Origin of the sequence: Pedobacter yulinensis (genome assembly GCF_003029735.1) — a bacterium.
In the GTDB taxonomy this organism is placed as follows: Bacteria; Bacteroidota; Bacteroidia; order Sphingobacteriales; family Sphingobacteriaceae; genus Pedobacter; species Pedobacter yulinensis.
Genome location: NZ_KZ686269.1, coordinates 487,412 through 511,145 on the forward strand (window position 1 = coordinate 487,412; position 23,734 = coordinate 511,145).

The 23,734-nt window shown below is 52.7% G+C and carries 12 protein-coding genes; 11 read left to right on the forward strand and 1 reads right to left on the reverse strand.

The genetic code is table 11. From position 1 onward, the window contains the following. Window positions 1-13: 13 nt before the first annotated feature. Window positions 14-2,071 (reverse strand): sulfatase-like hydrolase/transferase, encoded by a 2,058-nt coding sequence (locus C7T94_RS09530; RefSeq protein WP_107215121.1) that lies wholly within the window; start codon window positions 2,069-2,071, stop codon window positions 14-16. Window positions 2,072-2,511: 440 nt separating this feature from the next. On the opposite strand from C7T94_RS09530, the gene C7T94_RS09535 reads away from it, so the two are divergent. From C7T94_RS09535 to C7T94_RS09585, 11 genes are all read left to right on the forward strand, one after another. Next, window positions 2,512-5,649 (forward strand): SusC/RagA family TonB-linked outer membrane protein, encoded by a 3,138-nt coding sequence (locus tag C7T94_RS09535; RefSeq protein WP_107215122.1) that lies wholly within the window; start codon window positions 2,512-2,514, stop codon window positions 5,647-5,649. 12 nt (window positions 5,650-5,661) lie between these two features. Next, the gene (locus C7T94_RS09540; protein WP_107215123.1) at window positions 5,662-7,314 is read left to right on the forward strand and encodes a RagB/SusD family nutrient uptake outer membrane protein; all 1,653 of its coding nucleotides are present in this window, start codon (window positions 5,662-5,664) and stop codon (window positions 7,312-7,314) included. A 167-nt stretch (window positions 7,315-7,481) separates the two neighbouring features. Further along, on the forward strand, window positions 7,482-9,530 hold the full coding sequence (locus C7T94_RS09545; RefSeq protein ID WP_239494975.1) for an arylsulfatase: 2,049 nt from the start codon (window positions 7,482-7,484) through the stop codon (window positions 9,528-9,530). A 3-nt stretch (window positions 9,531-9,533) separates the two neighbouring features. Beyond that, window positions 9,534-10,856, forward strand: a complete 1,323-nt coding sequence (locus tag C7T94_RS09550) for an alkaline phosphatase family protein (protein WP_107215125.1) — start codon at window positions 9,534-9,536, stop codon at window positions 10,854-10,856. 1 nt (window position 10,857) lies between these two features. Further along, window positions 10,858-12,222 (forward strand): sulfatase family protein, encoded by a 1,365-nt coding sequence (locus C7T94_RS09555; RefSeq protein ID WP_107215126.1) that lies wholly within the window; start codon window positions 10,858-10,860, stop codon window positions 12,220-12,222. After that, window positions 12,203-13,627, forward strand: a complete 1,425-nt coding sequence (locus tag C7T94_RS09560) for a sulfatase (protein WP_107215127.1) — start codon at window positions 12,203-12,205, stop codon at window positions 13,625-13,627. The genes C7T94_RS09555 and C7T94_RS09560 overlap by 20 nt, the downstream gene beginning before the upstream one ends. Before the next feature lie 8 nt (window positions 13,628-13,635). Continuing rightward, window positions 13,636-17,634, forward strand: coding sequence for a hybrid sensor histidine kinase/response regulator transcription factor (locus tag C7T94_RS09565; protein ID WP_107215128.1), 3,999 nt, complete (start codon window positions 13,636-13,638; stop codon window positions 17,632-17,634). Between the two features lie 150 nt (window positions 17,635-17,784). Beyond that, window positions 17,785-20,046: a glycoside hydrolase family 2 protein gene (locus C7T94_RS09570; RefSeq protein WP_162618640.1), complete on the forward strand. Its 2,262-nt coding sequence runs from the start codon at window positions 17,785-17,787 to the stop codon at window positions 20,044-20,046. Window positions 20,047-20,058: 12 nt separating this feature from the next. Continuing rightward, on the forward strand, window positions 20,059-21,507 hold the full coding sequence (locus C7T94_RS09575; RefSeq protein ID WP_107215130.1) for a sulfatase: 1,449 nt from the start codon (window positions 20,059-20,061) through the stop codon (window positions 21,505-21,507). 48 nt (window positions 21,508-21,555) lie between these two features. Further along, a complete protein-coding gene (locus C7T94_RS09580; RefSeq protein WP_107215131.1) occupies window positions 21,556-22,620 on the forward strand; it encodes a glycoside hydrolase family 43 protein in 1,065 nt (354 codons plus the stop codon). A gap of 6 nt (window positions 22,621-22,626) precedes the next feature. Next, window positions 22,627-23,727 carry an aldose epimerase family protein gene (locus C7T94_RS09585; protein ID WP_107215132.1) on the forward strand — a complete coding sequence of 367 codons (1,101 nt, stop codon included), beginning with the start codon at window positions 22,627-22,629 and terminating at the stop codon, window positions 23,725-23,727. Window positions 23,728-23,734 lie beyond the last annotated feature (7 nt).

The following is a 23,734-nucleotide window of genomic DNA, read 5'->3' on the forward strand; positions in this document are numbered from 1 at the left end:
CTGTTTTTAGCGTTTACCTCGATGCGTTTTGCCGGCCAACATGTACCATGTTCTCTGCCGCCAGTGTCTGACCGTTCTCTCCCTGAAAAACCATTTGGGGCAAACCCTTTGCGGCCTCGAAACTGATCGAAACCGGGTGATATCCCTTTTCCAGGCGGATACTGCCGGCATGCCGGTAAGCTTGGACATCGCCAAAATTCCCATCAATCAGCGCCGCCTGGTGAATCCTGGCAAACACCTTTCCGGAGCCCTGAATCTGCAGGGTATAGGTACCGGTTTCAGGTATCCTGATGTAACCGGTAAGTACATACATTTTTCCGGGCACCGGCTGCAGGCGGCCGACTTTCCCTAGTGGCAGTACGCCCGAAATTTCCGGACTCACCATATTTGTCTGTACAAGCCAGTCCGTAGTCAGGGGGTAACGTGTCCATTTTAACCCGGTAGCCAGGGGGCCTTGCGGTGCTACCGCCGGCACGGCAGCATCATCATACGGCCTGACTGCACCGCTGTCGGGCCTTCTGGCCGAAAGCGCCATGCGCTTAAATTCGCGTTGCAATGCGGCATTTGTTGCGGCAAGATTACGCATTTGGCGCGGATCCTTAATGATGTCGTAAATTTCGAAGTCGTCATTTGCTGAACCGACATTATACCGGAGCCCGACCATATTGCCCAGGCGCAGCATTTGCATTTCCCTTCGTATCTTATTCCGGTGCTCAGGTGTAAAACTTTTGTAGGCGGGGGTCTTTCCTTCAACAAAATACTCTGAGTAGATCAGCGCTGGCCGTTGTTTGCCGCTGCCGGTTAACGAGGGAAGTAGCGAGACACCATCGCTTGTAACCGGTGCAGGCATGCCCGCCAGTTCAGAGAACGTGGGCAGCCAGTCGTAAGAAATGCTCGGACTGCTGATCCTTTTCCCCGCAGGTATATGGCCGGGCCACCATGCTATTGTCGGGGTCATCATGCCGCCTTCCAGCATATCCCTTTTTAAGCCTCCGAAAGGACCATAGTTCTGGAAAAACTGGGGCGTAAACTCGTCGTAGTTTTTTGGTAAATATGATTCTGCCGAAGGTCCGTTATCTGAAGTGAAGACGACAAGCGTGTTTTTGTCGATTTTAAGGTCTTTGAGCAGCTGAAGCAAATCGTCGATCTGCTCATCGAGCCTTTTATTTACAGAGGCGTAACGCTTGTACGTTTCAGGCCAGCCTATCTCGGCCGTGGAGGCGTCCTGGTCATGATCGTATGTGGCGTTTGCATATTCCGGGTAAACGTATGAATCAGGTGTGCCATTTGCCGTATTGATCATTTCTCCTGGCTTTCCGGTCCATTTGAGCCCGCCTTTCAGGCCCCGGCCTTGGGGATAGGGGCCGGTAGGCAGTTCAATTGTGGCATGCGGGGTGTCGTATGCCAGGTACAGGAAGAACGGTGAATTACGCTTAGCCTGCTCGCCTATGTATTGTTTAGCCCTGGCGGTAAACAGGTCGCCGGTATAACATTTGTCCAGCTGCTGGCTTACTTCGGTATAGTTGTCCCAAACATTTTTCGGGTCGCGATAGAGTCCCTCTTTTGGGTAATGTTCATGTCCGTCTGCATGTGCAATGTACCCGAAATAGCTGTCAAAGCCACGTTTGAGAGGGTGTGCAGGCCATTTCGGCGCCTGCGCTTTACCCTGCAGGCCCCATTTTCCAATCGCAGCGGTATGGTAACCCGCAGCTTTCAATACGCTTGCCAGCGTGTGGTTATTTTCAAGTGCTTTATCAAATTGATTGTTGCGCACATTTGAGTGACCCTGGCTGCGGCCGGTAAGCAGCGAGGCGCGTGAGGGCGCGCAAACCGGAGCAGCACAATATTGTGTCAGGATCGCGCCTTCTGCCGCCATCTTGTCCAGGCCGGGCGTAGTCATTGCAGGCTGCTTGCCGCGAATCTTGTTCTGCCAGAACACACCCAGATCGCCGTAGCCCAGGTCGTCGGTTAGGATGAAAATGATGTTGGGCCGGGATGTTTTCTGTGCCGGCGAGGACAACGGCAGCAGCAGTGCTGCCAGTGCCGCAATAGACAAACGTAAAGCGCTCATGTTGTGTGTTGGTTCAGGTAGGCAGGAACTCCTGCCGCTGCAAGTTATAAATTTTGCCCAGCGGCTATATCACCCCGATCTAAATTCTTATGTATTTAATTTGTTTCTGTGTTATTATTTTCTGAAAATCAGGGCGTTACGATATTTTTTTTTGGTCCGGAACCTGGTCTTGGTACCACATATTTATTATGATTGCGCACAAATTTGATATCTGTGCGGCCTGTTTTCAGGCTAACATTGTTCAGGATGCCGCAGGTCCCTTTCCCGGGCCTTAGCTTTCCACTAACCAACAAACAACGTGTTCCCCGAGGCTGCCGGCCAAGGCTGCTGCCGCCGGCCTATGCCTGGTATAAGGACGAGACATCATCCTGAAATAACAACCAAATTACATGTGAACGGCAGTTTTGATAAATGTATTGAGAAACCTAAAACCATATATAATGATTAAACACATTACTCAGCTAAAATGCGCCAGGCTTGCCCGGAGTACGACGGGGCTCGTGATGCTCCTGCTCGTGTTCCTGACTGCGCCGGCGAGCCTGCGGGCCCAGAACATCCCGGTTACGGGCACGGTGACAGGTATGGAAAATGAGGTGCTTGCAGGCGTCAACGTTGCTGTGAAGGGCAGCCAGCAAACGGTCAATACAAACGAAACAGGGGCCTATACCCTGAACGTTCCCGGAAATGCCGTGCTGGTGTTCACCTATGTAGGCTACAAACGCCGCGAGGTTCCGGTTAACAACCGCGGCCGCATCAATGTACAGCTTGAACCGACCAATGCCACTTTAGACGATGTGGTGGTCATGGGTTATGGAACCGTACGAAAAAGCGATGTAACAGGTGCAGTCAGTTCGGTCAAACTCGAAGATGTCAATGAAAAGCGCGTAATTTCGGTACCTGAATCCCTGCAGGGAAAGATAGCGGGTGTCAACATCCTGAACAATACAGGCGAGCCGGGATCGGGTATGACCTTCAACATCAGGGGCTTGACATCAGTGTCGGGAAACAACCAGCCGCTGATCGTGATAGACGGGCAGCCGATCGAATCGTCGGTGGGCTCGGCAACGGCGGGAATGAACAACGACTGGGGAACGCAGGTACCGCCTTCTGACCCGCTGGCCAGTCTCAATCCATCAGACATCGCTTCGATCGAAGTCCTGAAAGATGCCTCCTCTACAGCTATTTATGGCTCGCGCGGGGCAAACGGCGTGGTGCTTATTACTACACGTTCGGGCGCCACCGGGAATGACAAAATTTCGTATACCACCCGTCTTGACCGAAGCAGCCTGCCTAAAAAATTGGGCGTACTCAGCTCGCTTGAATTCATGCAGTTCAAAAATGAAGCTGCCGTGAATGACGGTAAACTGCCGGTCTATACCGACTTTCAGCTTGATTCTATAGCCAACTCAGTCAACACAAACTGGCAGGACCTCGTATACCGGAATGCCCTTTCGCAAGACCATCAGCTCAGTCTTTCGGGACGTGACAACAAGGGAAACTACCTGATCAACGGCAATTTTACGCAGCAGAACAGTGTACTCAATAACGCAGATTATGCCCGTGGCGGACTGCGGGTGAATCTGGACCGGAACCTGACCTCGAAACTTCAGCTGAGTGTGCGCAGTTACGCATCGCTCGCCAACCGCGATTACGGCTCGCAGTCCAACAGCCAGGGTAACCTGGGCTCATCGGCCGTGATGGGGGCAATTGCTTACAACCCCCTTAATACCCCCTATGGAGATGATGGTGAACTCGATGAAACCGTGCGGAACAACCCCGTGGTTGTCACCGAGCAAGTTAAAGACCGTACATCCATTCGCACATTCATTGCCAATGTTTCCCTGAACTACCGGATTACGCCAGACCTCTCATTCAAAGCCAGCGGCGGGGTCAATGATCTGTATTCGGTGCGCAACGTGTATTATCCGCGAACTACGTTTATCGGGAATCGCGACCAGGGCTCGGCAGTACGGGCCGACAACCTCAATTCAAATTTCCTGGTCGACAACATTCTGACGTATAAAAAAATTACAGGCAAACACTCCATTAATGCCGTTGGTGGTTATTCCTACCAGCAATGGAGCCGCCGGGCAACGAGCCAGAACAGCGCAAATTTTCCTTCAGACGCACTGGGCTATAACAATCTGGGCAGTGCTGCCTCGCCCGGAGTTATGAATACGCTGAACAAGGCCTGGGCGCTGCAATCTTTGCTGGCTCGGGTTAATTACAGCTACGCAAGCCGTTATCTCCTTACACTGACCGGCCGGTATGACGGGGCCACGCGCCTCGCCGAAGGCAACAAGTGGAACCTCTTTCCATCAATAGGGCTGGGCTGGAACATTTCAAATGAGCGTTTTTTCAAAGAACGCGTCAAATCTGTAAGCGAACTTAAGATCAGGGGAAGTTACGGTGTAGCCGGAAACGAAAATATTGCTGTCGGTGCCACCCAGGCTACATATGGAATCGGGTACGGCGTTATTGGCCAGAACATTATTCCCGGGTACATCACTGCCGACTTCGAGAATCCGAACCTGAAGTGGGAGCGAACCGAGCAGTATAATATCGGCGTGGACCTGGCTATGTTCAAAAACCGCCTCAATTTAAGTGCAGACTATTATTATAAGCGCACAACCGACCTGCTGATCAACCTGCCGCTGCCCACATCGGCAACATATGGCAACTATTATACAAATGTAGGCGAAGTGATGAACAAGGGATTTGATGTGGAAGGAAGTTTTGATGTGCTGAACGGACCCTTCAAATTAAATATCGGTGCGAACTTCTCGATCATGGAAAATAAGGTGATTGACATGGGGCAAAGCAATATCGTATATGGCGGAGTTTACATCAACGGCGGCGATATCCTGCTTAACCAGGCCCTCCAGGTTGCCAAGCCTGGCTACCCGATCTCCTCATTCTGGGGTTACAAAACTGAGGGTATTTACCAGACACCTGAAGAAGTTGCCGCCGGCCCTGAAGCGACCACTGCAAAACCCGGAGACATCCGTTTTGTAGATTTTAACGGCGACGGCAAGATATCTGATGAAGATAAGACTGTGATCGGGAAGCCAAACCCGGACTATACTTTCGGTTTCAATGCAGATATGTCATACAGACGTTTCACGTTCAGCTTCAGCCTGCTCGGCAGCGAGGGTAACCAGATCATCAACCTGACCAGGTGGCTGGTTGGCGCAAACAATTCGAACGGCAATTACAACCAGTTGCAGGAGACCTACTATGGTCGGTGGACCGGTCCAGGAACCTCGAACGTTTATCCAAAGGCCACTTCGGCAACCGCAAGGCTAAGCAGGCGTTTCCCCGACTGGATGGTTGAAGATGCCTCTTTCCTGCGCCTGCAGAATGTTACGCTCGGCTACCGGTTTAAACTTCCAAAATCGATGAAAGTAAACGGCCTGCGGGTCTACCTGTCGGGAACCAATCTGCTTACCCTGACCAATTACAGCGGATACGATCCCAACATCAATGCATTCGGCCATTTCGGCCTCATGAGCGGCATTGATTATGGTACCCTGCCGCAATCAAGAACGGTGTCTGCCGGTCTTGAACTCACCTTTTAATATACCTGGACAATGAAAAAAATCAAATATTACCTGTTCCTTTTCCTGGCTGCCGGAATCACTTCCTGTTCATTGCATGAAGACCTGGTCGATGTGCCGACCCCCGGACAGATCCGCACTGAAAGTGACGTTAAAACACTTATAGCCGGTTCGTATTCGTTCCTGAGCTCATCGCCGGCGTTCAAATTTCAGGGTATGTCAATGCTGGTCCTTTGTGCCGACGACATTTACTCGCCCGGTGCCGGCGATTTTACTGCTTATGCGAACCGGACTTATGACGGAAACAATACCGCACCTTTCTGGAACCAGCTGTTCTTTACCATCGGTAATGCCAATAACCTGATCGATGCCATGGACCGGCTAAACCTGGATGCGGCGTTTGAGCGCCGGGTTTACGGAGAAGCATATTTTTTACGGGCCTTCGCATATTATTACCTGGTACGCCTGTACGGCGGTGTACCGCTGCGAACAGAGAGCCTGCAGATCGACAGCCAGTTTTACCTGCCCCGGAACACGGTCGATGAAGTATATGCGCAGATATTTAAAGACTTCAAAGCCGCGGCAGAGCGCTTGCCGCTACAAACTGCGGTTTCTGTTGACGAGACAGGCCGCGCTACCAAAGGCGCCGCCCAGGCCATTCTTGCCCAGGCGTACCTGACTTATGGCAACAAACTGGCGCTGAAAGGAGGGAGCGGCACGGCGCACTATCAACAGGCTTCCCTTTACGCCGACTCGGTCATCAACAGCGGGGCATATAGCCTCCTTGACAATTATGCAGACCTGTTCGATGTGGGTAAGGAAAATGGCGCATACCGGGAAGTGATTTTCGGCGTTCGGTTTAGCCGCGATAACCAACGTACAGGCCAAAACTCCAAAGGCTCAGAATTTGCCAGCAGGTTCGGCGTATCGCAGATTACCAATACCAGCGGCGGCGACAATACAGGCGCACTGCGTCCCATGCACTGGTTTTTTGATTACTATAACAATTCGCCCGAATACAAAGGCGATTACCGGATTGAACGCACCTTCGTGTCAAGGGGACTGAACGTGCCGCAGAATAAATATTTTGTTACTTACCCGAACATTCCGTCGGGAACCGACGGAACCATTGCCACGCCGGTGCTGGCTAAATACCAGGATCCGCAGGGAAAGGACGCCCGAAACAACGAAAACGACTTTTTTGTGATTCGCCTGGCCGAAGTTTACCTGATCAAGGCCGAAGCAGAGAACGAACTGAACGGGCCAACCACGGCTGCCTACACCGCCTTTAACCAGGTGCGAACCCGCGCGCGGAAAGCAAACGGAACCGCGCGCACCATACCGGCTAACCTGGCAGCCGGCCTGAGCAAAAGCCAGTTCAGGATGAAGGTGTTCGATGAACGCGGTCTGGAGTTAACCGGTGAAGGACAGCGCTGGTTCGATCTGGTACGCATGCAAAGCCCTGTGAATGCTGCACAAACCATGTTTGAATACCAGTTTCTAACGGTTCTGCCCGCCAAACCCAAGGTTTTGCCCACCTATATGGCCGCGCAGCGGAAATGGAGCAACACTGATGCGGTGTACGCCGATGCCCTGAAAGTAACGGTCAGGCACCTGCTGTTCCCCGTTCCATCGGTCGAGCTGTTGCAGAACCCGGCTTTCGGTCCGCAGAATCCGGGCTGGTAAGCATGCAGGCGCCTCCGGGTGACAATTTTGTTAGGATTATAAACATGATTTTTATCCGGCGGCAGCCGTTGCCCGTAGATTTACCGGACTCACACTGATGTAAATTGTCTGTGACCATCGGCCGGACTGCATGATATTGCTGATTTTGTACACATTAAACTGAGGCTTTGAAAAGATATTTTTTAACGTTTATGTTCCTGTTGTCAGTTGCCGTTTTGCAGGCGCAGCAACGCCCCAACATCATCGTCATCCTGGCCGATGACATGGGCTTTTCTGATGCCGGCTGCTACGGCGGCGAGATCAGTACCCCGAACATCGATGCACTGGCCAGGGGAGGTCTTCGCTACCGGCAGTTTTATAACGGTGCCCGCTGCTGTCCTAGTCGCGCTGCATTGATGACGGGTGTTTATCCGCACCAAGCTGGAATGGGCTGGATGGCTGCAGCAGACCTGGGCACGCCGGCGTACCAGGGTACCCTGAACGAACAGTCCGTTACGATTGCCGAGGTGCTTCGCAATGCGGGCTACGGAACCTACATGACCGGCAAGTGGCACCTGACCAACGAACGCAAGATCGATGGGATGGTTACAGACAGCTGGCCCAGGCAAAGGGGATTTGACCGTTATTTCGGCATCATTCCCGGAGGCTCAAACTATTTTACACCTCAGGTATACAGCGATAACCGCCGGTACAAAGCACCCGGGAATTTTTACCTGACAGACGCCCTCAGCGATTCTACCACCCGGTTCATTGACGATCACCTGATTCACCGGCCAGCCGATCCCTTCTTTATGTATGTAGCCTATACGGCCCCGCACTGGCCGCTTCATGCCTACCAGGAAGACATTGATCGCTATAGGAAACAATACCTGGCCGGCTGGGACAGGGTACGCCAGGCCCGTTTCGACAAGCAGAAAAAGATCGGATTATTTGCCGCAAACACGGCGATGGCCCCGAGGGATACGGTAATCCAGGCATGGGACCGCCTCAGTCCTGAAAAAAAAGAAGAAATGGCCAACCGGATGGCCATCTACGCCGCGCAAATTGCAGCCATGGATCGGGGCATCGGGCGCATTATAACCCGCCTGAAAGAAAAAAATGCATTTGAAAACACCCTGATTCTTTTTATGAGCGATAACGGCGCCTGTGCAGAATACATCAGCTCGGGTAAAAGTAAAGCGGTGAACGGACAGGAAGATACCTTCGAAAGCTACCGCAGGGAATGGGCCAATGTAAGCAGTACACCATTTAAAGAATACAAGCATTATACCTACGAAGGCGGAATCGCGACTCCGCTGATTGTGCACTGGCCGGCAGGAATCAATAAAAGTCTGCAGAATAGTTGGGTTTCAGGATACGGACACCTGACCGATATCATGGCCACCTGCACCGACCTGGCCGGTACGAAATACCCTTTGGTTTTCAACGGCCAGCAACTGCATGAACCGGCAGGAAAGAGCCTTAGCCCGCATTTTAAAGGCAAGGACAATAACCGCGGCCGTATTTTCTGGGAGCACGAGGCCAATATAGCGCTTCGCGAAGGTCGCTGGAAAATGGTAGCGAAAACCGACGAGGGAAAAAGATTCAATGAAAAGGCGATTGCCTTGTATGACCTGCAGGCAGATCCCACCGAGCTGCGTAACCTGGCCGCGAAACAGACTGACCGCACCAGGACAATGTATGCGGCCTGGAAACAATGGGCGGGCGCCATTGGGGCTTTTCCGCTCGATACGCGTGAATATAACGAACGCATACAGGCGTACCGGCGCCGTATGAACGGGGATTTTGGCGATAACCTGGGCGGGTGGAACCTGCGCGGGGATGCCCGTCTGGGCGACGTTCGCGTAGATCACAGGAACCGGTTGAACAGTGGAAAATCTGCCCATGTGTTTGTCAGGACCCGGGCAGGCCAGGCAGCCGCCTTTGCCATGAACTGGCCTTTCAGGGCCCGGAAAGGTGAGCGCTTCAAAATAGGCCTGCAGGGGCTCGGAAGGGGTTCGGGCAACCTGGTCATCCGCCTTGAAAACACCAGCGGCAATCAGGCCAGGGTCATTGACCAGACTATTCGCATCAGTGACGGGCAGCTTGGCGGCAGTTGGCAGTCTGTCGAATTACCCTCAGACGATACCTATCGCCTGTCTGTTTGTTTTGGCGATCTTGCAGCGGGTACCGAACTTTGGTTAGACAACATCAGGTTAGAGTCCGTTCAGAATTAAAGGATGAAAACGATTATATACATACTATTTTTTGCCGCAGCTATGCTCCCGGCATCGCTCTACGCGCAGCAGAAGCGCCATGTGCTGCTGATCAGCATCGATGGCCTGCGGCCGGATTTTTACCTTGACCAGGCCTGGAAAGCGCCAAATTTACGCAAGCTGGCGGCCTCGGGCGTTTGGTCGGCCGGTATCAGCAGCGTTTTTCCGTCGGTTACCTATCCTGCCCATACCTCGCTGGTTACCGGGGCTTTCCCCGGCAGGCACGGCGTGTACTACAACGCGCCGGTCAATGCGGAAAAAGGACGCTGGTATTGGGAATCTTCTTATATCAGGACGCCTACGCTCTGGGATGCCGCGCGCTCAGCAGGCATCAGGACCGGGGCGGTGATGTGGCCGGTTACGGTCGGTGCCCCGATAGACTATAATTTTCCAGTAAAGCGGGCCGATAACGATGATGAAAGTGACCAGCTCAGCGTTACACAACCTTACCTGCAGCCGGCCACGCTGATCCGCGATTTTGAGGCCGCACATGGAAAGCTGTCGCGCGCCGATTTTGACAATACAGGACCGCTCGACGCAACCATGGGAAAGCTGGCCGCACACATCATTGGAAAATATAAACCCGGACTCATGGCCGTTCATTTCGTTACGGTAGATCACCAGCAGCATGCGCACGGGCGTGATGCGGTCGCTTCTAAAGAGGCACTGGCCAGGGTAGACAGCATGGTGGGCACCTTGATGGCCACACTTGAGGGTGCAGGCATGGCCAAAAATACAGCGGTCATCGTTACCGGCGACCACGGAATGGTCGACAGTGAATACAGCCTTGCACCGAATACCTGGCTTGCGCAAGCGGGCCTGCTTGATAAAAATGACTGGAAAGCGCGCTTTCAACCGGCAGGCGGCGCAGCCTTCCTGTATCTTAAAAGCCCGGCAGACCTGCAGCGGGTTCATCAAGTTCTGGCCGCGCTGCCGCCGGCAGTACAGGCATCTTTTCGGGTACTGGACCGCGCTGCACTGGACCGTGCGGGCGTCAATCCTGAAGTTTCGCTGGCACTTGCCATGAAAAAGGGTGTAATTGCCGTTGGCGGACAAAACCAGCCCGGCCTGGTAAAACTGAAAGCCGGGAAGGCGGGACACGGCCATTTTCCTGACTTTAAGGAGATCCAGACCGGTTTTATCGCTTCAGGAAGTGGAATTGGCCGGTCAGAACTTCGCAAAGCGCTCTCCATCACTGATATTGCACCCCTGGTTGCCCAACTGCTGGGCATTCCTTTTAACGCTCCCGATGGTAAACTCGTTCCGGGAATCCTGAAACAACACTGATATGAAAAAACAGCTCTTTTTATTTTTGCTCATGTTTGCCGCTTTGGCCCATGCGCAGCGCCCAAGGCCCAACGTCGTGGTGATCATGGCAGATGATCTTGACAGCAGGCAGCTGAGTTGCTACGGCGGAAAGAATATGCGTACGCCGAACATCGATGCACTTGCCGCACAGGGCATGAAATTCAACCAGATTGTCGCTTCAGAGGCCATGTGTGTGCCCACGCGGGCATCGCTGTTTACCGGGCTTTACCCCGTCAGGCATGGTTCCTTCCAGAACCATAAACCGGTTTACAACAATCTGAAAAGCATTTGTCATTACCTGGGCGATCTGGGTTACGATGTTGCACTGACCGGGAAGGACCACAGTACCAAACCGGCCCAGGTTTTTCCGTTTCGTTTCGTAACCGGATTCGAGCCAAACTGCGTGGCGAAAACCGACGACTATTCGCTTGACGGCGTGAAACAGTATGTGAGGAGCCAGAAAAAACCTTTCTGCCTGTTTGTGATGAGTATCAACCCGCATGCCCCCTGGACGGTCGGCGACCCTTCAGAGTTTGATCCCGTTAAACTCGTGCTGCCTCCGCATTGGGTGGATACCAAAGACATCCGCGAACTTTTTGCAAAATACCTGGCAGAAGTAAGGCGCCTGGATCAGCAGGTCGGTGAGGTCATGAAGACGCTGAAAGAAACCGGGCAGGACAAAAACACGATCGTCATCTTCCTGGGCGAACAGGGTGCACAGTTTCCAGGTGCTAAATGGAACCTCTGGGATGCCGGACAGAAAAGCTCGATGATTGTTCGCTGGCCCGGAAACATCCAACCCAAAACCGAAACGGAGGCCCTGGTACAATACGAAGACATTACACCAACGCTCGTTGAACTGGCCGGCGGAAAAGCTGTTGCCGGTATGGACGGGAAAAGTTTCGCCAATGTATTGAAGGGGCAGGCAGATGCCGCCCGTCCGTTCGCCTTTGGTATTCATAACAACATCCCCGAAGGGCCGCCCTATCCCATGCGCAGTGTTCGTACGGCGAATTATAAGCTGATCTGGAACCTGAGCCCGGGCAAAAAGAACCACATCAAGTACATGATGAATCCAAACAATAAAGACAGCTATTGGAACCACTGGAAGGAGATCGCAGCAACCGACGACGCCGCAAAACGGCTCGTAACCAGGGTCACCGACCGGCCGGAATATGAATTCTACGACCTGAAAAAGGATCCCTATGAACTCAACAACCTGGCAGCAGATCCTGCCAGACAACAAGTTATTTCCAAGTACAAAAAAGCGCTGCAGGGCTGGATGGACCAGCAGCAGGATAAAGGCGCCGCTCTTGATATCGTTTATGAAAAAGAATCACATTAGAACTGTCCTTGCCGCATTGGTCTTTGTGTTTTGCGCACCCGGCCTGCATGCGCAGGGCAGCCGCAAGCCGAATATTATTTTTATCATGGCCGACGACCTGGGCTGGGGCGAACTTGGCAGTTATGGAAACACGTTTAACGAAACCCCCAATCTGGACCGTTTATCGGCTCAGGGCATGCGGTTTACGCAAGCTTATGCAGCTGCACCGGTCTGTTCTCCCACCCGCGCCAGCATCATGACCGGTCAATACCCTGCACGGGTTGGCATTACCGATTTCCTGCCCGAGGACGAAAAAACCGATCGCTGGCTGGACCCAACCAAGTACGTAACGCTGAACGAAGCCTTGTCTGCCAGCGGTTACCACACCGGCATTGTGGGCAAGTGGCACCTGGATACAGATTTCAAACTTAACAAAGGAGGGCCCAAAGCGCATGGGTTCAACGAAGTGATCGGTACAGAATCTGAATATATTGCCGATGGTGACTACTTTTTTCCCTACAGCAAGATCGCATCATTCGATAAAGGTACAGCGAACGAATACCTGACCGACAGGCAATGCGCAGAGGCGAACGCATTCATTACCCGGAACCGTGAAAAACCGTTCTTCCTGTACTTGAGCCTGTACAGCGTACACACCAGGCTGGAAGCACCTGTTCAGCTCGTAGAAAAATACAAGCAGAAGTTTGATCAGAAATACGGGACCGGTAAAGCCGAGCAATTCTTTGGAGCAAACAACGTTCGGCATGAGTCTGCACAGCGGGACAATCCCTGGCTGGCTGCCATGCTTGAAAGTATCGATACCGGGGTGGGCGGCATCATGAAAACACTCCGTGAAACCGGGCTGGCTGAAAACACGATCATTGTATTTTTCTCAGATAACGGCGGTGCCGGAAAAGCGGGCAACAACGCACACCTTCGGGCAGGAAAGACCTGGCTATATGAAGGAGGCATCCGGGAACCGCTAATCGTGAGCTGGCCCGGTAAGATCAAAGGCAATACAGTGAACGACAATCCTGTTACGAGCCTTGATTTTTACCCTACCTTTCTGGCTGCGGCGGGAGGGAAACCAACCGGCGGGAGATTGGACGGGCACAACCTTATGCCCCTGCTGCGCGGCGGCCGTGCGTCAGGGCGGCCCCTTTTCTGGCACTACCCCTCTGAAACGGGCAAGTGGGTAAACCGCATGTCGTCTGCCGTACGGGAAGGGAACTACAAACTGCTTGAGTTCTACAACAATCCGCGGCTGGAACTCTACGACCTCCAAAATGACCCCTCAGAAAGCCATAACTTGGCAACTGACCGGCCGGCCGAAACAGCCAGGCTGAAAAAACTGCTTGAAGACTGGAAGAAAGAGGTCAATGCCGAGGCGCCGCACCTGGCCCGGAAAGAAAAAAAGAAACCTTAACTTTAAGCATGTCGCTGCGCAATATCCTGATTTTTCTGTTTTTTTTGTCGTTCATGCCAGCTCAGGCCCAGCAGCCGTTGTTCAGGAGTTATGCGGTTACCGACGGACTGGTCTCTAATACAGTATGGTGCGTTGGCCAGGACAACAAGGGATACATGTGGTTCGGCACCAAAAACGGCCTCAGCCGCTTTGACGGCTATCAGTTTAAATCGTACCGCTTCGATAAAAATAACCCGCAGTCGCTCGGCAATAACTTCATCACAGCCATTGCGGCGGCAGATGAGCGGCACCTCTGGATCGGAACGCAAATGGGCGTTTATGTGCTCGACCTTGAAAAAGAGCGGTTCAGCCCCCTTGCCTTGCTGAAAAACCAATCGGTGTATGATATTGTCCGTGATAAATCGGGAAGTATGTGGGTGGCGACCCGCTCGAACGGCGTGTACCGGTTCGGAAAAAAACCTTTACATTTTCATGAGAACAGCAAAGCTGGAAGGCTTTCTTCAAACCATGTGAGAAAACTTACCTTCGACCACTCGGGGCGGATCTGGATAGGTACCTTCGGCAAAGGAATTGACGTATATGATCCTGCGACCAGGCAGGTGCAGAACCTGAACCGCAGAAACAGCGCCCTGAGCAGCGACCAGGTGCTGTCTCTTTATACCGACCTAAGTGGCGATGTCTGGGTCGGTACTTTCGCCGGCGGCCTGAACGTCTACAGGCAATCGACCCGCAATTTCAGTGTATTTCGGGCCGGTACCCGGGGTGGCATTAACGATGATATTGTGCGCAGTATTTACCAGCCCGCACCCGGTAAGCTGTACGTAGGGACCGAAAAAGGTCTGAATATACTGGATCTCAGCACCGGGCAGTCGCGCTCCTATACCAAAAGAACGAATGATCCTTACAGCATCAGTGACAACGCCATTTATGCGATTTATCCTGACCGCGAAGGAGGGATCTGGGTGGGTACCTATTTTGGGGGCATCAGCTACTTTACTGAAAAAGGCTTGGGCTTTGAACTTTATTACCAGCGCGACGGCATGCCTTCCCTCAGCGGGAATGCAGTAAGTTCCTTCCTTGAAGATACACCAGGAAAATTCTGGATCGGTACTGAAGACGGCGGACTCAACCTGTTCGACGAGCGGACCCGGTCCTTTAAAAAATACCCCTGGCATAGCGGGCAGCAGGCACTTTCTTATCACAACATTCATTGCCTGTATAAGGACGCCAGGGGGCGGATATGGATCGGGACTTTTGCCGGCGGCCTCAATATCTACGATCCGGCCAGCGGCAGCGTCAGGAACTACCGGCATGAAGCATCAGATCCGCGCTCGCTGAGTAATGACAATATTTACGTCATCTATGAAGACCGCGACAAGCAGGTATGGATCGGCACGACCAAAGGGCTGAACCGTTATGATCCTGCGAGTGACAGCTTTTTCAGGGTGGGGGGAATGGACATGGATAAGAACGTCATTTACGACATTTATGAAGACAACACCAAAACGGTGTGGTTTGCTACTTACGATGCCGGACTTGTTGCTTTCAATAAACGCAGCCAGACATGGAGCGCCTACCGCGCGGGGCGCAAGAATGCCCTCAGTTCAGATAAGATCATCTCCCTACTCGATGACCATGCGGGTAACCTCTGGATCGGAACTGATGGCGGCGGACTGAACCGGCTGAATATGCAGGATAAAACAGTCCAGGTTTTTGACGAAAGCCAGGGTCTCGATGCGAATGTGATCTATGGTATGCTGCAGGACGATTCGCGAAACCTTTGGTTGTCTACCAACAACGGTTTGTACACCTACCTACCCGGCAAAAAGGTTTTCAGGCATTATACCAACTGGGATCACCTGCAGAGCCTGCAGTTTAATTACGGCGCCAGTTATAAATCTTCTTCAGGCAAGCTGTATTTTGGCGGAATCAAAGGATTCAATGCCTTTTTTCCCGACAGCGTCCGGCAATTGAGTGGCAGACAAGAAGTGGTGATCACGAATTTTCAGCTGTTTAACCGGCCGGTAAGTGCGGGTGTGGCAGGAAGCCCGCTCCAAAAGCCCATTGATTATACCCAGAAACTGACACTTTCGCACAGTCAATCGGTCATTAGTTTTGAGTATGCCGCATTGAGTTACCTGGCGCCCAACAAGGTCCAATACGCCTACCGCATGCAGGGATTCGATAAAGGCTGGAACTACGTTGGCAGCGAGCGCAAGGCGACCTATACCAACCTGCCCGCAGGAAATTATGTTTTTCAGGTTAAGGCCATGGGCAACGACGGCAATTGGAACAGCCACGTCACGACTCTGCAAATCCGTGTTAACCCGCCGTTTTACCTCTCGGTATGGGCTTATATCTTCTATGCACTGGCCTTAGCTGGTGCGTTCTGGCTGTTCAGACACTATACCATCAAAGAAACCCGCCGAAAAAACCAAATTCGGCTTGAACGGCTGAAAAGCCGGAAAGAAAAAGAGTTTTATACGCAGAAACTCGAATTTTTTACGGCAATGGCGCATGAAATCCGGACACCGCTTTCGCTCATCATTGCTCCCCTCGAAAAGTTGCTGCAAAGCCGGAACAAAAATACAGATGAGCAGGCGCAGCTGGCCATCATGGAAGAAAATTCCAACCGCTTGCTGAACCTTGTAAACCAACTGCTCGACTTCAGGCGCATTGAAAGCGATGTTTATGCCATTCACCAGGAAGAAATTGAACTCGTATCTTTCATTCACACAATTTATTCTCGGTTTTCATCCATCCCTTATCAGAAAGGCATTCGTTTTACCATGAGCACGAAGATCAGCAGCCTGCAGGTGCAGATTGATCCCGAAGCGTTTACCAAGATCATGAACAACCTGCTCATCAATGCTTTCAAGTTTACGCGCAGCAAGGTGAAAATCAGCATCGACGAACCGGAAACTAGGGACGGGCGTGCTTATTTCAGTGTCAGTGTCGAAGATGACGGTATCGGTATCCCGCCCTCGCAGATCAATAACATCTTCAGCAAGTTTTTCAAGGTCTCGTCGGGTGCGCACCAGTACAGCAATCTTGGCGGGACCGGTATCGGGCTGTCGCTGGCCAGGTCGCTGGTCGAAAAACACGAGGGCGTGCTCGAGGTCAGGAGCCAAGAGCAGGTCAACACGGTCTTCAAGCTGCTGGTTCCATACGAACCCGCGGGTGCAGCTGTGGCCGGCAAAGCGGTTGCCGCTGTGAAAGAACCCGAAGGAGAAGGACTGCTGACCATTCTGGTGGCCGAAGACGACGAATCACTGAATGATTTTATTGGCAACGGTCTTGCAGAAGCGGGTTACCGGGTTATCAAAGCATTTAACGGCTTTGAGGCGCAGGAATTGCTCGCCCAGTACCAGGTAGATCTGATCATTTCAGATATTATGATGCCGGTAACCGACGGGATGGAGTTCCTGAAGGCGGTAAAGGAGAACATCGACCACAGCCACATTCCGTTCATCCTGCTCACGGCGCGGGCCAATTCGGAATCTGAAATTGAAGGCATTACATTAGGCGCTGATGCCTACCTGATTAAACCCTTTAAGTGGAAACACGTGTTGGCGGTAGTGAAGAACCTGGTCGAGTCGCGCAACAAACTAAGGGAGAAATTTGCCCGGCAGCCCTTTGCACCGGCCAACAGCCTGACCACCAATAGCCGCGATAAAAAGTTCATTGACAAGGTTACAGGGATTATCGAAGAGCGCATGATGGATCCGCAGTTGTCTGTCGAGGAGTTAAGTAAAGACCTGGCCATGAGTCGTTCCAGTCTGCATAAGAAGCTGAAGTCGCTTTCCGGTTATGTTCCTAACGAATTTATACGCCTGATCAGGTTGAAAAAGGCCGCAGAACTGATCTTGTCTGAAGATTACAACATCTCGGAGATCAGTTACCTGGTGGGCTTCAATTCACATTCTTACTTTTCAAAATGTTTTGTAAGCCAGTTTAAGGTGCCGCCCAGCGAGTTCCTGGAAAAACACCGGGAAAAAATCACTTAAACACTTTTGAAATGTGTCTCGGCAAAACAGGCAGCGATTTACAAGTTTGTATTCGAGCCACACAAAAATACCAGCGATAGACACCAATTTGATAACCTGAAAGCAGCGTTGGGTGATAGTATTGCAGGAACCAAGCAACCGATCGCGCCTATGCAAGCTTTTAAAGCCTTCATTATATTGTCTTTCCTGCTGGCCTCGGCTACTGCCAGTGCCCAGTGGAAGCCGGCCGGCCAACGGATTGCCAGCAGGTGGGCAGCAGGCGTGCGCCCGGAAAACGCCTGGCGGGAATATCCCCGGCCGCAACTGGTACGGTCTTCCTGGCTGAACCTGAACGGGCTATGGGATTACGCGATTACCGGCAGGGGAGCATCTAAGCCGGAACAATGGTCGGGCAACATCCTGGTTCCTTATGCCATAGAATCAAGTCTGTCTGGTGTGGGCACGGCACTGCAGCCCAACCAATACCTCTGGTACCGTCGCCGGCTGCGGTTGCCCGAAGACTGGGCAGGTAAACGGCTGCTGCTGCATTTTGGTGCAGTCGACTATCAGTGTACGGTATACATAAACGGCAGCCAGGCGGGTGTGCACACCGGCAGCGCCGATCCATTCACCTTCGACATCAGTCCATGGCTTACCGCCGGCGAGCAGGAAATTATACTGAAAGTCTCAGACCCCACAGACAGCGACATACAGCCGCGTGGTAAACAAAGCCTGCGCCCCGAAGGCTTCTGGTACACCGCCGTTTCCGGGATCTGGCAAACGGTCTGGGTCGAGCCCGTGTCGCAAACGCATGTTACGGCCTTTCTGCCAGAGGCAGATATAGACCGGTCAGTCATTTCATTCCATACACATGTAGCTAATTTACAGGGAAATGAATTTTTTGATATTAAGATTTACTTTAAAGATAAATTGATTCAAAGCCGGTCTGTGGCTTACCAACCCAGGCTGAGCATTTCGCTGAAAAATGCACATTTATGGCGCCCTGCTGACCCGGCGCTGTACCAGGTTACGGCTACGTTAAAACGCAGGGAGCGGGTGCTGGACACCTTCCGTTCTTATTTTGCCATGCGCAAGATCAGCCTTGGCCCCGACCAGGCCGGGCAGGTGCGGATCCTGTTGAACAACCAGGCCATTTTTCAATGGGGGGTGCTGGATCAGGGCTGGTGGCCGGAGAGCCTGCTTACGCCACCCAGTGATGAGGCCCTCCGGTACGATATGCAGGTAATCAAAGCGCTCGGTTTTAACCTGATCAGGAAACACATCAAGGTTGAGCCTTCCCGGTTTTACTACCATGCAGATCAAATGGGTTTATTGGTCTGGCAGGACATGCCCAGTGGCTTTCTCGGTTTGCATCATCCTGAACAGCATGTGAAATTCGATGCTGCCAAAGACTGGGAAAGACCTTCACTTTCTGCCGCTTTATACGAGGCTGAGTGGAAGGCAATTATCGATAACCTGCGTTTTTTCTCTTCGATTGTAGCCTGGGTTCCGTTCAATGAAGGTTGGGGACAATACGATACGGAGCGCATTGCACGATGGACAAAAAGTTATGATTCCACCAGGCTGGTAAATGCGGCCAGCGGCTGGACAGACCGCAACATTGGTGATATGTACGATGCGCACCAGTATCCGGGTCCCTCGATGGAACCGGGGAGCCAGAATCCTGGACGCGCGCTGGTGCTCGGCGAGTTCGGCGGGCTGGGCTGGCCTTTATCCGGGCACCTCTGGGACGCCCGGAAAAAAAACTGGGGATACCGCAATTTTGCCAGTCAGGCAGACTTCACGAAAGCGTATGCATCTGTCATTAAAAACGTCTATCCGTTGATAGCCAGGGGTCTTTCGGCTGCAATCTATACCCAGACCAGCGATGTGGAAGCTGAAGTCAATGGCCTGCTTACTTATGACCGGAAGGTGCTTAAATTAGATACAGGCCTGGCCGCATCGCTGCATGCGGATCTTTTTAAATCTTACGCCGCTCCGGTCTGGCTGGTTCGCGATGGGGAGGAAGCGCCCGCGCAGATGCGCTTGAGCCGCGAACAACCAGCCGCCGGCTGGCTGACTGCCGGAACTGAAGCATCCCTCTTCAGGGCAGAACAGGCACCGGTAAAACTGCTTAAGGGCCAGCGCATCTGGTCGGTTGCCGATTTTGACAGCCGCCCCGGGCAGCGACCCGCCATGAAGATCTATGCCCAGGGCCACCTGAAGATTTTCCTGAACGGAATGTTAGTTTGCGACAAGACCATACTCACCAAGCGGCACTATGACGAGCTGAACCTGGGCGATTACAGCCACCTGCTCCGTGCCGGTAAAAACCGGCTGGCGGTAGTCCTGACAGACGTAACGGCAGATTCTGCGTTCGACTATGGCCTGTACAGTTTTAGCCTTAGTAATGACAAGCCGCAAAGCAATTAAACCCTGGAAACGATGAAAACGAAACGCTTTATTTTTTTTGCAGGCCTCGTCTCTTGTGCGGCATTAGTGCTGAGCATGCAGGCATTCAGGCAGCAGCAGGTGCGACACCTGGCTGTACCCCGGTATAACGTGATCTATATACTTGCCGATGACCTTGGCTACGCCGAACTGGGCTGCTACGGCAATACCTTTAATGAAACGCCTAACCTGGACAGGATGGCGGCGACCGGCCTGCGCCTGACCAACTGTTATGCCGCCGCTCCGGTATGTTCGCCCTATCGGGCTGCTTTGATGACCGGGAAACACCCGGCCAGGCTTGATATAACCGATTACCTCCGGCCCAATGCGGGCAAACACCTTGATACCGCCGAAACCACGCTCGCTGAAATGTTCCGGGCAAATGGTTACCGAACAGGCATTGTGGGCAAATGGCATCTTTCAGGATACGTACGGGCAGGAGCACCCGAAGAGACGCTCCCCGACCAGCATGGTTTTGACGAAGTACTGGTCAGCGAGAATGAAGGCATTGCAGAAGGCTGGTATTTTCATCCGTACCTGTTCAATAAGGACATTCAGAAACGCCTGCCCGGAGATCATGAATACATTACTGACCGGCAGAACCAGGAGGCGCTAGATTTCATTGACCGCCACCAGAAACAGCCTTTCTTTCTTTATCTGAGTCATTATGCGGTTCATACAACGGTTCATGGCAAACCTGAGCTGGTCAGGCATTTTAAAAATAAAAAAGGTGCCGGCACAGCTCCCGCTACAAAAGAGAACCCGACAGGCGATGTTTACAGGCGCTGGCCTGCCGACTCCCGTGCAAAACATAACAATCCGCACCTGGCCGCGCAGCTGTATGTGGTCGATCAGGGCGTCGGAATGATCATGGAGAAACTGAAGAAGCTGGGTATTGATAAAAACACCATCGTTATTTTTACCAGCGATAACGGAGGCGAGACCACCATTACCAGCAACCGCCCGCTGCGCGGCGGCAAAAGCATGTTGTATGAAGGCGGCGTCACTGAACCCTTCCTGATCTGGAACCCTAAGCTGTTTCCGAAAGCTTCGATTATCCCAGCGCCCGTGAGTACGATTGACTTTTACCCGACCCTGATGGAGCTGGTTTCAGCAAGCCCGAATAACCAGCAGTTTGACGGAATGTCGGTTGCCGGCCTGCTACGCAACCCTTCGCTGAAGCAGCCCGAGCGACCTTTTTACTGGTACTATCCGCTTGATAAGCCGCATTTCCTTGGCGGGCGGTCTGCGGGCAGTGTTCGCCTGGGCGACTGGAAGCTGATCGAGTTTTACGACGACCGGCACGATGAGCTGTATAACCTGGCAAAAGACCGGTCAGAACAGCACAACCTGGCCGCCCGCGAACCAGGACGTCTGGCCATTCTGAAAAAGAAACTGGCAGACTGGCGCAAAGTCACTGCCGAAGACCGGCTGCGTCAATGACAGAAATGTTATATTTACGGCAGCACACAAACAACCGTTAACCTGACCATGAGAATTTTACCTTTATTCCTGCTTGCAGCACTCTTTTTATCCTGTGCATCCAGGAACAATCCGCCAGCCGCTGCGGCTGGCAGCAGCACATTCAAAAATCCCATTGCCAAAGGGGCTGACCCCTGGGTAATTCGCGATGGTAACCAGTATTATGTTTGCCTGGCCACCGGCGGGGGCAATGGCCGCCGGCCGGGAATTACCGTAAGCAAATCGGCCAGCCTGACCGAGCCGGGCAAAAGGGTCACCGTCTGGCAGGCTCCTGAAAGCGGCTGGAACCGTGACTGCATCTGGGCACCAGAACTGCACCGCATCGGTAACCGCTGGTACATCTATTATGCTGCCGGGAAATCGGGACCTCCTTACATCAACCAGCGTTCGGGTGTGCTTGAATCTGTTACCGACGATCCGCAAGGCGCTTATACAGACAAAGGTATATTGCGTACAGGAATTGATGAGCGTGATTACGTCAAAACGATCTGGGCTATAGATCTTACCGTTGCAAATATTAAAGGAAAACTTTATGCAGTATGGTCTGGGTGGGAACGCAATGCAGCTACAGATAAGACGAGCCAGCGGCTTTACATTGCCTCGATGACCAATCCCTGGACCATTAGCTCGCCGCGGGTCGAAATATCACGTCCGGAAGAAGAGTGGGAAACAGGCGGGACGCTTGACCTCAACGAAGGGCCTCAGTTTCTGCAGCGCAAGGGGAAGACCTTTATCATTTATTCCACGCGCGAATCCTGGACCAAAGATTACCGACTGGGCCAGCTGATGCTCAAAAATGAAAACCTTTCGCCGCTGAATAAAAGCAACTGGATCAAAAAGGGGCCGGTATTCCGGGGTACTGCCCAGGTGCCGGGCCCGGGGCATGCGAGTTTCACGACATCTCCCGACGGGAAAGAATGGTGGATATTTTACCATGCTAAACTTGATGAAAGACACAACTGGAACCGGGACCTGCGCCTGCAGCCCTTTACCTGGGACAAATCGGGCCAACCGGTGTTTGGCCAGCCGGTACCCGCAGGTCAGCCTCTCGCGAGGCCATCGGGCGAAAAATAACACAACATGAAACAGCTCTACATTTTCGTTTTCTTGCTGGCAGTCGGCACCGCCGTACGCGCACAAGCTAGTAGCAGCAGCTCTTCGGCTCAAAAACCCTATTTCCTGACGATCGGAAATAAGCGCGGCATGTCTGTCACGATCTGCAATTTCGGCGCACGCATCACAAGCCTGGTGGTGCCGGGAAAAGATGGCAGGCCTGTAGACGTGGTACTTGGGTTTAATACACCTGAAGAATATACGCAGCCAAAAGCCAAGTACTACGGGCCGGTGGTGGGACGTTTTGGCAACCGCATCGCCAAGGGCATTTTCAGCCTTGGCGGTAGGACTTACACGCTTAGCCGGAACAATGGCCCCAACTCGTTGCATGGCGGCAGGAAAGGCTTTAGCGATGTGTATTGGCAAGCGCGAAAAACCGACAGCCGCACGGTCGAACTCAGTTATGTTTCGCCTGATGGGGAAGAAGGTTATCCGGGCACGCTTCGCGTGACCATCGTTTACAAAGTTGGCCATGACAACAGGCTTGATGTCGTTTATTATGCCACTACAGACCAGGCCACAGTGCTGAACCTGACCAACCACAGTTATTTCAACCTGAATGGCTCAGGTGATGCCATGGCACATAAGCTCTGGATGAACGCAGCAGCCTACACGCCGGTTAACAAGGACCTAATTCCTGACGGGCCCATTGCAACCGTGACCGGTACGCCTTTCGATTTTACGGCCGAAAAAACCATAGGCACTGATATCGACGCAGAAAATGAACAGCTCAGGTACGGCCAGGGCTACGACCATAACTTTGTACTCAGCAAAAAAGTCATGACAGGCTCGCAGCCAGCGCTGCGGCTAACCGGCGATAAAAGCGGGGTGGTGATGTCGATCTGGACAGACCAGCCGGGTATGCAGTTTTACAGCGGTAATTTCTTTCAGGGCAGGACGGAGTTACGTTCGGGCGCGAGAGATGTATACCGCGGCGGACTGGCACTGGAGCCGCAGCACTTTCCAGACGCGCCAAACCGCCCGGATTTCCCCACGACTGTGCTGAACCCGGGTAAACGCTATGCGCACCGTTCCAGTTACAGGTTTTCAATAGATAAATCGCATTAAGAATTGA

Coding starts and splice junctions, on each gene's coding strand:
- C7T94_RS09530 (WP_107215121.1), bottom strand. CDS start 2,071: ATGAGCGCTTTACGTTTGTCTATTGCGGCACTGGCAGCACTGCTGCTG.
- C7T94_RS09535 (WP_107215122.1), top strand. CDS start 2,512: ATGATTAAACACATTACTCAGCTAAAATGCGCCAGGCTTGCCCGGAGT.
- C7T94_RS09540 (WP_107215123.1), top strand. CDS start 5,662: ATGAAAAAAATCAAATATTACCTGTTCCTTTTCCTGGCTGCCGGAATC.
- C7T94_RS09550 (WP_107215125.1), top strand. CDS start 9,534: ATGAAAACGATTATATACATACTATTTTTTGCCGCAGCTATGCTCCCG.
- C7T94_RS09555 (WP_107215126.1), top strand. CDS start 10,858: ATGAAAAAACAGCTCTTTTTATTTTTGCTCATGTTTGCCGCTTTGGCC.
- C7T94_RS09560 (WP_107215127.1), top strand. CDS start 12,203: ATGAAAAAGAATCACATTAGAACTGTCCTTGCCGCATTGGTCTTTGTG.
- C7T94_RS09565 (WP_107215128.1), top strand. CDS start 13,636: ATGTCGCTGCGCAATATCCTGATTTTTCTGTTTTTTTTGTCGTTCATG.
- C7T94_RS09570 (WP_162618640.1), top strand. CDS start 17,785: ATGCAAGCTTTTAAAGCCTTCATTATATTGTCTTTCCTGCTGGCCTCG.
- C7T94_RS09575 (WP_107215130.1), top strand. CDS start 20,059: ATGAAAACGAAACGCTTTATTTTTTTTGCAGGCCTCGTCTCTTGTGCG.
- C7T94_RS09580 (WP_107215131.1), top strand. CDS start 21,556: ATGAGAATTTTACCTTTATTCCTGCTTGCAGCACTCTTTTTATCCTGT.
- C7T94_RS09585 (WP_107215132.1), top strand. CDS start 22,627: ATGAAACAGCTCTACATTTTCGTTTTCTTGCTGGCAGTCGGCACCGCC.